The organism is Streptomyces sp. DSM 40868 (assembly GCF_011820545.1).
Lineage (GTDB): Bacteria > Actinomycetota > Actinomycetes > Streptomycetales > Streptomycetaceae > Streptomyces > Streptomyces eurythermus.
Map to the genome: position 1 here is coordinate 446,955 of NZ_CP050504.1, position 11,385 is coordinate 458,339.

The following is an 11,385-nucleotide window of genomic DNA, read 5'->3' on the forward strand; positions in this document are numbered from 1 at the left end:
TGGGCGGGGGCGCGGATGCGTCATGGGGTGCTGTCGGCTCAGTACCAGCCGTTGGCCTGCCAGAAGTTCCAGGCCTTGACGGGGCTGCCGTAGCGGGAGTTCATGTAGTCCAGGCCCCACTTGATCTGGGTGGCCGGGTTGGTCTTCCAGTCGGAGCCGGCGGAGGCCATCTTCGAGGCCGGGAGGGCCTGGACGAGGCCGTAGGCGCCGGAGGAGCTGTTGGTGGCGTGGGGGTTCCAGCCGCTCTCGTGGGAGACGATCTTGCTGAAGGCGTTGAACTGCGCGGCGTCCGGGATCATCTTGTGCGCGATCGCCTGGGCGGAGGAGGCCTGGGCCGGGGCGGCGTGAGCCGGAGCGGCGGTGAGCGCCATGCCGGCGGTGGCGGCGGCCACGGCGGCGGTGGTGAGAGCCTTCTTCGGGGAAGCGATGCGGCGGATGACGGAGACGGTCACGAAGTACCTCTTGCGTTCGGGGACGGGGGATCGCCCGCATGGGGTGGACCACCGTGAGGGGCGATCCGCATACGTCGGCGCCGCGGCCCGCTGCGGGGCTCGTGGCGCCTGGCGACGTCATCCAGATAAGCAGGCCCGGAAGGTGCCCGCAATGACCCCCTTTACTAGTGGTGACCGGATCCATGAGGGATGCGAAGTATGTGGCGTGCGCCTCAATCCGCAGGTCGGGAGGGGTGCGGGAGGGGGTGAATCGGACAAAAGGAACAACGATGTCGGGTCGTAGGTGACCTGCGTCATGTGGGGTCCTTCACCGACTCGCACACGCCACGCGCCCGGGTTCGTACGCTGGGTCACCGTCCGGGGCCGTCGAATGTGACCGCGGTCTCGAACGCGGCACGCTGAGGTTCTGAAGCCCCTTCCCGCCAGGCGCTCGTCCGGGGCAGCCGTCTGCTCACCGTGCGCGACGCGGCCGCCGGTGCCACGCCGCCCGCCGGTACCGCGCCCGGCCCGGCCTCTCCCCCGCCCCGCGCCCCGCCGGTCGCCGGCTCACCGTTCGGTTGAGTGCCGAGGAGGCGTCATGCCGCACGGGTCGCCGCGTTCGCGGTTTCCGAGCGGAAGCCGTGCCCCACCTCCGGCGCCAGCCCGTGGTAGTGGCGGAAGTTGTAGATGAGCGGGCTCCAGAGGGCGGGGTCGATGTGGTGCGTGCCGGGTACGACGATGCGTTCGTCGGCGTGGACGCGCAGCACCTCACATTCGACGCTGAAGAAAAGACCCGCTCCGCCCGGCGTCAGCGCGCGGGCCCGTGCCTCCAGCTGCAGCGCGCACTCGGCGACCCGCGGCGGCTTCACGAGGTGGGAACCGGCCGGGGTGAGGCCGGAGGCGGCGAACTTGTCGGGCTCGTACCGGTACACCGCCCGCTTGCTCTCGGGCACCGGGTTGGCCCCGGTGAGCGGCGCCAGGCGCTCCACCCGTTCCCACAGCTCCGGCGAGGCGACGTTGATCACCAGTTCGGAGCGCGCAGCGAGGTTGTGCGCGGTCTGGCTCTCCCTGCCCAGGCCCAGGACGATGTGCCGCCCCAGCGCCCAGGCGGAGGAGATGGGGGCGAGGTTGAACGTGCCGTCATCGTTCTCGGTGGTCAGCAGGACCACGGGCGTGCCGAAGTAGAGGATGCTCGGCCGGACCACTCGGTGGGTGTCAGTCGTCATGCCTGAAGACGCTAGGGGCAGGACGTTTCGGTGTGTGTCGAAACATCGGCTGCTGACAATGGTGCCGTGAGCAGCCCCGACATGTATGCCAAGGAACCGGACCTCGCCGCCCTGGGGGCGTTGCTGGCCGACCGTACCCGCGCCGCTTTCTGTCTCGCGCTGCTCGACGGCCGGGCATGGACAGCGACGGAACTGGCACGGCTCGCGGGGGTCGCACCGTCCACGGCGACCAGCCATCTGAACCGGCTGGTGACCGGCGGCCTGCTGACCGAGGAACGCAAGGGCCGGCACCGCTATGTGCGCCTTGCGGACCCTTCCGTCGCCGATCTGATCGAAGTCCTCGCCGCCCGGGCGCCGCAGCGGCTCACCCCGGTCCGCTCCCTCGTTGCCGCCCGCCGGCACCGTGCCGTGGCCTTCGCCCGCATCTGCTACGACCATCTCGGCGGCTCCTTGTCCGTGGCGATCACCGACGCGATGACCGAACAGGGTTTCCTGGAATGGGACTTCGGACCCGCTCTTACTCCCTCGGGTGCCGCCTGGCTCGCGGACACAGGCATCACCCAGGAAGCGACGCCACACCTACGCACGTGTCTGGACTGGACGGAGCGGCGCTTGCACGTGGCAGGCGCTGTCGCCGCGGCCGTATTCCGTCACGCGGTCCGGGAGTCCTGGCTCGTGCCGGCCGACGGCTCCCGTCTCGTGCGGCTGACGGACCGGGGGCGCGACGCCTTCCGCCGCCACCTATGCCTGACCGACGAGGCACTCACGGATCGCTGAGGTGTTCTTCCCGCCCGACGCGTCCGACGACGTCACACGGCCACAGCGCCGCCGACGAAGGTCCGTTCCGGGGGTGACGCCACGAGTTCGACCATGGTGCCGGCGCGGAGGTCTTCGCCGGCGACGCGCGCGATCGCGTCGGTGAGCCCGGTGCCGAGGCGCGCGGTGATCTCGGTGGCGTCGGGGCGCTCGAAGACACCGGCGCGGACGCCCATGATCACCGAGGCGTTTGTGTCCCCGGCCTTGCCGCCCTGCGCGAAGCGGCCTGCGGGGACTCCGGCCAGGCGGACACTCACGAGGTCACGGGCCCATTCGCCGTAGACGTCGACGATCGCGTCGGTCAGTGCGGCGACGAGCACGGGTTCCTTACCGGCCAGCCTGTTCTCTGGAAGGTGGACGGTCAGATGCGGCATAGTGGCCTCGTTCCCTTTGAGTCCAAAGGCTTTGTCTTTAAAGGTATATGGGAGAGGTCGCTCATGTCCACGGAATCGAACGGTCCAGCCGTGGACGAAGCCGTCCGCACCCTGCTGTTGCTCATGCCACGGCTCGTCGGCCGGGCCAAGCGCCTGCCCATCCCTCCGGCGCTCCAGGGCATGGACCTGGCGCCGCGGCATCTCGCGCTGCTGGCCCACCTGGAGTACGACGGCCCCACCAGCGTCAACGACCTGGCCGCCCGACTGGAGGTGGCCCCGACGACCGTCAGCCTCATGGTCAGCGAGCTGTCACGACTGGGCGTGCTTCAGCGCACTGCCGATCCCGCCGACCGCCGCCGCCGCATCATCGCCATCTCCCCCGCCCTCGCCGCACCGATCGGCGAATGGCTCTCCGGCAGCGCCTCTGCCTGGGAAAGCGTCATGCGGGGTCTTACCCCCGCGGAACGCGCCACGGTCATCACCGCCCTGCACGCCTACGAGGCCGCCTTGGAGCGTGCGGGCAGCCGGCACCGGGGCGCGTAGCCGCGTCAGCGTTCTTGATGGAGCGGGCACAGCACGGCCTCCCGCCACAGCCCCTACGCGAGGACCGGCCTGCTCCGGCACGCCCGCACAGCTGATCCGGCTCACCGGCAGCGTTCGGTGCCGCCGACCTCACATCAGCACGGCGAGCGTGCCCCGTGCTCCCCCCTTCCGGCGGGTCTCGACGGCCTCCGCTATCCGTGCGAAGGGGAGGACGGTGGTGCGAAGGGTGAGCCGGCCGTCGGTCAGCTCCCTCAGCAGTCGGTCGAACACCTCGGCGGGGACATGACGTCGAACCATGTTCATCGGCAGCAGGGCGACGTCCCGGGACATCAGCGTGGGCAGGTCGACACGGAGGGTGGTGCCGGCCACGTACCCGATCAGGACCGCCCGCCCACCGGGCCGCATGGCCGTCAGGAAGTCCGCGACGGTGTTCCCGCCGACGGTGTCGAGCAGGACGTCGGCCCGGCCTTCGCCCGCGACCTCTTCCGGGGCCGGGCGGATCAGGACCTCGTGCGCCATGCCGGGCACGGCTCCGGCCGCGTCCTCGTCCCGGACCACGGCGACGACGTACGCCCCGGCTCGCGCGGCCAACTGCACGCAGAGCGAACCGACGGCGCCGGCCGCGCCGGTGACCAGTACCCGCTCGCCCTCCCTGATCCGGCCCACCGCCTCCACGGCGGCCCAGGCGGTGGTCATCGGCGAGTAACAGGTGGCGGCGAGCGCCGCGTCGGCTTCCTGGGGGACCTCGCGGATCGCGTCGGCCGGGACGCTGACGCGCTCGGCCCAGGTGCCGTCCCGCTCCAGGCCGAGACCGCCGCCGCGCATCAGCACCCGGCGTCCGAGCAGCGCGGCGTCGCCCGCGACGACGGTTCCGACGCCCGCCGTGCCGGGGGTGAACGGCAGCGCGGGCCGGTGTGTGAAGGTACCGGTCATGACGGTGAGGTCCAGGTGGGTGACGGCGGCGGCCTCGACTTCCACGGTCACCTCGCCCTCCCGCGGCGGGCCCGGAAGCCCGGTCTCCTCCAGGTCGGGTGCGGTGTCCCAGGTGTGCAGACGAGCGGCGATCATGGCGTTCTCCAGGGGTCGATTCGGTCCGGGCGTCCGAGGAGAACACCGCGGCGAACCCGTGGTCCAATAATTCCTCAAGGCGAAAAAGCCCGCGCGTGCAAGCATCGGCGCGAGCGACTCGTCGGCCCGATCGCCGGGCCCGCGCTCATCCCGGCGTCCCCCCACCGCGGGGGCCGCCGGTGCCGTGGCGGTGCAGGAGGCCCCGGGCGACCCGGACGAGCGGCGCGTTTCCCCGAGCGGGTGATCCGTCGGGGAGGTACAGCGTGTCAGGGCGACGGCGGTTTCGAGCACCGGCCAAGCGGTGTCGTCGACGCCGTGCAGCAGGACGGGGCCGCCGAACCCTGTGACACGGGGCGGTCGGCTTCCGTCGTCATGCCGGTACCGGGCTCCGTCCGCTCGACCCGGCCCGCCCGGAACACGCCGAGACCCGGGCAGCACTGCGTGGGGATCTCGCACCACTCGAACCCGGTCGGTCGGGCGGCACGCTCCCGGCCCGTCCGGTGGTTCACACCCCTTCCTCCCGGCGACTCACTCCGCTTCCGCCCGGCGGTTCACTCCCCTTCCGGCGGCAGACGACGGGCGGAACGCTCGGCGGTGCGCAGGCGTCTGGCGACGTGCGTCGGCATCAGCGGGGCGTGTTCCCCCAGGGTCTCCAGGAAGGACGCGGTGACCGGGTCCGGGCTGGTGCGGGTGTATCCGGTCAGTTGCCGGCGCAGGGGCGGATCGGGACGCAGGAAGGCGCCGGCGAAGTGCGGCGGGATGGTGTTGGCGGGCACGAGTGTGGGGCCCAGCCCGGCCGCCGCGTATCCGATGGCCGACGGGGCCTGTTCGGTTCGTACCGCGACCCGGGGGCGGAAACCGGCGGCGTTGCATGCCTGTTCGAGGATGTCGGACAGGCCGCTGTCCGGGGTGAAGTGCACCCACTCCCGCTCGGCGAGATCGGACAGCCGGACACGCGGTGCCCGGGGCGAGAACGCCACCGGATCGTCGGACCGGGTGACGACCAGGAACTCCTCGGCCCCGATGTGCCGGGCGGTGCCTTCCCAGTCCTCCGGCAGCGGACCTACGGCGACGTCGGCTTGGCCCGCGGTCATGGCCTGCGCCATCTCGTCGCCCCTGCGGTGTTCGAACAACCGGATGCGCACGCCCGGGTGCTTCCGGCGCCACAGGCCCAGGACCGTGGGCAGCACGCCCGAGCTGACCGAGTAGAGCGTGGCCAGGTGCAGCTCACCGGTGGACACGCCGGCGGCCCGGCGGGCGGACACCGCGGCCCGGCCGGCCTCGGCCAACGCGGCCCGGGCGTGGGGCAGCATCGACCGGCCGGCCGGGGTGAGCCGCACGCCGCGCGGCAGCCGCTCCAGCAACGGCCCGCCGACCTCCCGCTCCAGCGCCTGGACCTGGTGGGAGAGCCCGGGCTGGGTGACGTTCAGGGTCTCCGCGGCGCGGGTGAACGATCCCTCGTCCACGATGGCCACCAGGTACTCCAGCTGTCGCAGCGTTGCCATGCACTCAGCTTATAGAAGGAATGCCTTGGTGTTCTTGGACTTATGGGTCGCTGCGGGAGCAGGATGAACGGGTGCCGGGGAGCGTACGGTCCTAAGGGGGCGGTGGCCCGCTCACCACGACTTCCCCGCGAAGAGCCAACCCCGAAAGCGAAGATTTCCCCATGAACCAGACCACCATGCGGGCCGTCGGTTACCGCAAGAGCCTTCCCGTCGACGACGCGGAGAGCCTGATCGACGTGGAACTGCCCGTCCCCGAGCCCGGCCCGCGCGACCTGCTGGTGAAGGTCGAAGCCGTGGCGGTCAACCCCGTGGACTACAAGGTCCGGCAGCACAACGACCCGGGCGGCGGGATCAAGGTGCTCGGCTGGGACGCGGCGGGCACCGTGGTCGCTGTCGGCGAGGAGGTCGAGTGGTTCGGGGTCGGCGACGAGGTCTACTACGCCGGCGCCCTGGACCGGGCCGGCGCCGACTCCGAGTACCACACGGTCGACGAGCGCATCGTGGCCCTCAAGCCCGCCACGCTGTCCTTCACGGAGGCCGCGGCCCTGCCGCTGACCTCACTGACCGCCTGGGAGGGCCTGTTCGAACACCTCGGCCTGGAGAACGGCGGGCTCAACCAGGACGGCGCCCTGCTGATCACCGCCGCGGCCGGAGGTGTCGGTTCCATCACCGCCCAGCTGGCCCGTGCCCTGACCAGCCTGACCGTCATCGGCACCGCCTCCCGTCCCGAGACCGTCGAGTTCGCCGGCCGCATGGGTGTGCGGCACATCATCGACCACCGCGAGCCCCTGGTTCCGCAGATCGCCGAAGTGGCCCCGAGCGGTCTGACACACGTGTTCAGCACCGTCAACACCGTCGGCAACCTCGGCGCCTACGCCGAGGCCCTGCGCCCCTTCGGCCGGATCGTCGCCATCGACGACTTCGACTCCCTGCCCGTCGGGGTGCTGAAGCCCAAGAGCATCTCCTACCACTGGGAGTTCATGTTCACCCGCTCCATGTTCCGGACCGCCGACCAGGACCGCCAGCGGCACATCCTGACCCAGGTCGCCCGCCTGGTGGACGCGGGCATCATCACCTCCACCGCCGTGAAGGACCTCGGCAGGATCAACGCGGCGAATCTCCGCGAGGCGCACCGCGTCATGGAGTCCGGCACCGCCATCGGCAAGATCACCCTCACCGGCTTCTGAACCAACCACCGACGGGCCCCGGCACCCCGTCGCCCGTCGCCCATGGTGGCGGCATCACGACGGCCCTTCCTCCCTTCCCGGCGTCCCGGCGTCGGTCATCCGGCCGAAGCGTGGAGGTCGGACCGCCCCGGCCGGCCCGCCGGGCGTACGGGGAGCGCGAGCAGGCCACGGGAGCGCATGGACGGCCGTCGGCGCAGGTCGTGCGGGGGGACGGCGAGCGACAGGCCGGGGAAGCGGTCGAAGAGCGCGGTGAGTGCGATGCCCGTCTCCATCCGGGCGAGCGGAGCGCCGAGGCAGTAGTGGATGCCGTGTCCCAGTGCCAGGTGCCCGCCGGCGTCGCGTCCGATGTCGAGCCGGTCGGGGTCGGGGAAGCGGCGCGGGTCGCGGTGCGCCGCGGCGAGCGACAGCAGCACCGTCTCCCCGGCCGGGACGGTGACGCCGCCGATGACGATGTCCTCGGTGGGGAAGCGGCGGATCGCCAGGGGGACCGGACCGTCGTAGCGCGCCAGTTCCTCGATCGCCCGGTCCAGCAGAGCGGCGTCGGCCCGCAGCGCGGCCAGCTGCTCCGGGTGGGCGAGCAGTGCCGCGACCGCGTTGCCGATCAGGTGCACCGTGTTCTCGTAGCCCGCGACCAGGACGAGGAAGGCCAGGGACATCAGCTCGTCCTCGCTGAGCCGGTCCTCCTGGTCGCGTACGGCGATCAGAGCGGACAGCAGGTCGTCGGCCGGACGGGCGCGCTTGTCGGCGATCAGCCGGGTGAAGAAGGACAGCAGGCCGCCGACCGCTTCCCTGGCCCGTTCCGGCCGTGTCGGGTCGGGCGCGACCAGGGCATCGGTCCAGGCGCGGAAGTCGGCGCGCCGGGTCTGGGGCACGCCGAGGAGGTCGCAGATCACGATGATCGGCAGCGGGGCGGCGTAGAAGGCGATCAGGTCGACCTCGTCCTGTCCCGACAGGGAGTCGAGCAGCCGGTCCGCGGTGCGCCGGACCGGCACCCTGAGTGCTTCGACGCGCCGGGGGGTGAAGGCCTTGGACACCATGCGCCGGATGCGTGTGTGGTCCGGCGGGTCCATGTTGAGGAGGTTGGCGTCCAGCGCGGGTGGCAGGGACATGCCCCGGTAGCCGCCCTGAGTCGCGTTGCGCTTGTCCAGGGACAGCCGGGGATCGGCGAGCGCCTGGCGGACGTCGTCGTACCGTGTGACCAGCCACGCGGGAAGGCCGTCCGTGCCGGTGATCCGGTGGACCGGTCCCTCCTCACGGAGCCGGCCGTAGACGCCGTAGGGGTCCTCGAACAGCTCGCCGGGGGCAACGGCCGGCTTCGGAGGGGACGTTGGGTTGCTCATTGCGCCAGCTAAGCAGATCCGGCGACGCGTGTGCCGCGCACCCTCGCCGACGGGCGGGCGCCCGCTCCTCCGCCACACCCGCACCACCCCGAACCGCTCCAGCACCGGCGGCGCGCGAGTTGACTCCTGGCACCCGTGGACATAATCGATTGCCATTGCAACCTCTACCGCAACTTCCCTGCACAGACACCCCCAATGCCCCGGCACCCCCGAACTCGCCACCACATCGCCGATTTAGGACACTGGGCCCCCATTTACACCTAACCGATTGTCACCCACGCTCACGCACAACGAGCCAAAGAATGTGACCTCGTTCACAGGAAACTCACAGCCTGCGGTGGATATTTGCAATGTCGAACGATCCATCCGCAGGCGCCACACAGGCGTCGACCTCCGTCAGCTCGCCGTGGGCCGTGCCGTCCAGGCACAGACGCCCTCCCTTGTCGCGGAGGTCGATGACGAACTTGGTGGCCCGGCCGGACTGCTTCAGGCCATGGATGCGCTCGTCGATGTAGCCGAGGCCGTGCAACGTCGCCCTGACCTGGGCGGGATCGGGCTGCTTGACCTGCAGGAGCGCCTCGGCCACGCGCTGCGTGTGCTGGACGCCGGCGCACCAGTCGTGGGCGTCCAGCTCCGCTTCCGGTCCCGACGTGGGAGCGACGGGTTCGACCGCGCCGCCCGGCGGCGGCTCCACCGTGGCACCGGGCGGCGCCTCCACCGGAGCCGTCCGCGCCTCGCCCGCCGGGGTCGGCGACTTCCTCTTCGTGCCCGGGGGCGGGCACTCCCGCGCCACCTCGTCCAGCATCTTGGTGAAGGCCGTGTCCTTCCTGGCCGAAACGGCATCGACGGACTTGGCCCGCTCCCCTTGGGAATCCTGCTCTTCGGAGCCGCAGGCGGTCAGGGCCAGAGCGGCGAGAGCCGTCACCGCGAGGGCGCGCCGACGACGGCGCATTACGGGGTCAACTGCCTCGATCCGGGCTCGGGTTCGCTTCATGCGCCCAGTCTTGGGGCGGGCCGTACCCGCCACATGAGTACGCGTACTCAACCTCGTACCGCGACCGGCTGCTCTTCACTGCCGCAAGGAAACGGAATCAACCACCCCCACTTGTAAGACCCTTGTGGTCGTGATCAACGCCGGTCTAGGGTCCGCAGCGATCAGGCACCACACCTACGACACGAGGGGGGACTCGTGCGCAAGACAGCTCTGCCTGTCATGGCCGCGCTCTCCATGGCGCTGCTGCTCCCGCAGCAGACCGCCGGAGCCGCTGTCAGCGAGCAGCCGCAGGCCGCGGCCGCCACTGTCGATCCGCCACTGGCCGACGGGGAGATCCAGCAGGTCGGTCCCGGCCTGTACTCCACCGCTGAGAAGTCCTTCGAGCTGTACGAGACCGATGTGGCCGAGGGCCTCATGGGCCGTACCCACACGGTGACCGAAGGCACGGACGGGGTCGCCAGGCCGGAGTCGGCGCCCGCGACCCGTCCGGACCAGGGCGTCTTCGGCCCCGGCTGGGAAGCCGGGTTCCTGGGGGGACAGCTCAACCGCAAGCTGGAGCAGAAGGCCGACTCCGTCGTCGTCACCGACCTCGACGCGAAGGTCTCCGTCTCGTACGCCCTGAAGAGCAGCGTCGACTACCCGAGCGGCGGCGGCGTCAAGAAGTACGAGACCGCCACGGGTGACAAGCTCACCGAGACGACCACGTACAACGAGGCGACCGGCGCGCTGGTGACCACCGCGGTCGAGACCCTCGCCCCCGCCACCGGCACCCCGGACACCGACGTGACCGGGGACGAGGACGCCGACGCGGCCGTCGGGGTCGCCAACCTCACGGCCACCTACAACTGGAAGCAGGTCGCTCCGGGCACGGACAAGTGGCGTGTGACCAGCGTGGGCAACCTCGCCGAAGGCGCCACCGCCACGGTCTCCTACGACACCAAGGGCCGGGTGGCCACGGTCAGCGAGCCCGCCACCGCCGACGCCCCGGCACAGTCGCTGACGGTCAAGTACTCGACCGCCACGACGGCCACGGGCACGGCGCTCGGTGAGTACACGGGCCGTGCCAAGGAGATCACCCTCACGTCGGGTGCCACCACGCAGACGCTGGCGCGCTACTCGTACGACTCCTCGGGTCTGCTGCGCAACGTGACCAACCCGGTCGAGGGCACCGACCCGGTCTCGTCGTACGCCTACGACTCCACGGGCCGTGTCTCCGACGTCGCCTCGCCGTCCAACGGTGAGTGGGACCTGACGTTCCCGGCCGACTCGGCCGCCCCGAACGCCGCGCCCGTCGGCACCGACCTGCCGTCCGCCACCGAGCCCCTGCAGGGCCCGGCCGGCGACGGAACGGCGACCACACCTCCGGCCGGGGACTTCACCACCGGTGAGATCACCGACCCGCAGGCCTACCCGCGCTACTGCAACCGCGCCACCGAGTGGATGTGGTACCTCAACCGCGGCTGCGTCGCGTGGGCCGCGCACTACGGCTGGCACTGGCCGCACTTCCGGTACACGCCGACCGGCTTCCGCGTGGCGGGCATCCTGTACGACGGCTGCAGCACCCCCGGCCCGAACGTCAGCCGCCCGGGCGGCTTCAACTTCCGGGCCGCGTGCGACACCCACGACTACGGTTACGGCCTGATCGGCAACACGTACAAGGGCTACAAGTACTACCTGGACCGCAGCAAGAAGTCGAACGTCGACAACGCCTTCTACTCCACGATGAAGACGCACAGCTGCAAGGCGTACAACATCCTGGTCCGCTGGCGCTGCAACTCCTACGCGTACGTCTACCTCAAGGCCGTGGCCTGGAAGGGCAACCCGAAGAACGGTGCCAACAAGACCTGATCACGGGTCCCCGCACCTTCTGACGGCGTACGGCACAACCTCCTGACGGAGCA

Annotated in this window: 11 protein-coding genes; 4 read left to right on the plus strand and 7 right to left on the minus strand. The window is 71.0% G+C overall.

Going from position 1 to position 11,385, the window contains the following annotated elements:
- Nucleotides 1-38: 38 nt before the first annotated feature.
- Both HB370_RS02065 and HB370_RS02070 read right to left on the minus strand, forming a co-directional pair.
- The gene (locus tag HB370_RS02065; RefSeq protein WP_030795707.1) at nucleotides 39-452 is read right to left on the minus strand and encodes a lytic transglycosylase domain-containing protein; all 414 of its coding nucleotides are present in this window, start codon (nucleotides 450-452) and stop codon (nucleotides 39-41) included.
- Between the two features lie 575 nt (nucleotides 453-1,027).
- On the minus strand, nucleotides 1,028-1,657 hold the full coding sequence (locus tag HB370_RS02070; RefSeq protein WP_030795328.1) for a flavin reductase family protein: 630 nt from the start codon (nucleotides 1,655-1,657) through the stop codon (nucleotides 1,028-1,030).
- Nucleotides 1,658-1,723: 66 nt separating this feature from the next.
- Between HB370_RS02070 and HB370_RS02075 the strand changes: the two genes are divergently transcribed.
- Nucleotides 1,724-2,434 carry a helix-turn-helix domain-containing protein gene (locus HB370_RS02075; protein WP_037703524.1) on the plus strand — a complete coding sequence of 237 codons (711 nt, stop codon included), beginning with the start codon at nucleotides 1,724-1,726 and terminating at the stop codon, nucleotides 2,432-2,434.
- Nucleotides 2,435-2,466: 32 nt separating this feature from the next.
- On the opposite strand, the gene HB370_RS02080 is transcribed toward HB370_RS02075, so the two are convergent.
- Nucleotides 2,467-2,847, minus strand: a complete 381-nt coding sequence (locus HB370_RS02080) for a tautomerase family protein (RefSeq protein WP_030795322.1) — start codon at nucleotides 2,845-2,847, stop codon at nucleotides 2,467-2,469.
- Between the two features lie 63 nt (nucleotides 2,848-2,910).
- Here HB370_RS02080 and HB370_RS02085 point away from each other — a divergent pair, with 63 nt between their 5' ends.
- Nucleotides 2,911-3,390, plus strand: a complete 480-nt coding sequence (locus HB370_RS02085; protein ID WP_030795319.1) for a MarR family winged helix-turn-helix transcriptional regulator — start codon at nucleotides 2,911-2,913, stop codon at nucleotides 3,388-3,390.
- A 129-nt stretch (nucleotides 3,391-3,519) separates the two neighbouring features.
- On the opposite strand, the gene HB370_RS02090 is transcribed toward HB370_RS02085, so the two are convergent.
- A complete protein-coding gene (locus HB370_RS02090) occupies nucleotides 3,520-4,458 on the minus strand; it encodes a zinc-binding alcohol dehydrogenase family protein (protein ID WP_030795316.1) in 939 nt (312 codons plus the stop codon).
- Nucleotides 4,459-5,009: 551 nt separating this feature from the next.
- A complete protein-coding gene (locus HB370_RS02095) occupies nucleotides 5,010-5,963 on the minus strand; it encodes a LysR family transcriptional regulator (protein ID WP_051816340.1) in 954 nt (317 codons plus the stop codon).
- A gap of 161 nt (nucleotides 5,964-6,124) precedes the next feature.
- Between HB370_RS02095 and HB370_RS02100 the strand changes: the two genes are divergently transcribed.
- Nucleotides 6,125-7,150, plus strand: a complete 1,026-nt coding sequence (locus tag HB370_RS02100; RefSeq protein WP_030795311.1) for a zinc-binding alcohol dehydrogenase family protein — start codon at nucleotides 6,125-6,127, stop codon at nucleotides 7,148-7,150.
- Between the two features lie 95 nt (nucleotides 7,151-7,245).
- Here HB370_RS02100 and HB370_RS02105 read toward each other — a convergent pair whose 3' ends face one another.
- Together HB370_RS02105 and HB370_RS41645 are read right to left on the minus strand one after the other, a co-directional pair.
- Nucleotides 7,246-8,490, minus strand: a complete 1,245-nt coding sequence (locus HB370_RS02105) for a cytochrome P450 (RefSeq protein WP_030795308.1) — start codon at nucleotides 8,488-8,490, stop codon at nucleotides 7,246-7,248.
- Nucleotides 8,491-8,815: 325 nt separating this feature from the next.
- Nucleotides 8,816-9,484 carry a hypothetical protein gene (locus HB370_RS41645; protein ID WP_244405356.1) on the minus strand — a complete coding sequence of 223 codons (669 nt, stop codon included), beginning with the start codon at nucleotides 9,482-9,484 and terminating at the stop codon, nucleotides 8,816-8,818.
- 195 nt (nucleotides 9,485-9,679) lie between these two features.
- On the opposite strand from HB370_RS41645, the gene HB370_RS02115 reads away from it, so the two are divergent.
- Nucleotides 9,680-11,332: a phospholipase A2 gene (locus HB370_RS02115; protein ID WP_051816339.1), complete on the plus strand. Its 1,653-nt coding sequence runs from the start codon at nucleotides 9,680-9,682 to the stop codon at nucleotides 11,330-11,332.
- The last annotated feature ends 53 nt before the right edge of the window (nucleotides 11,333-11,385 follow it).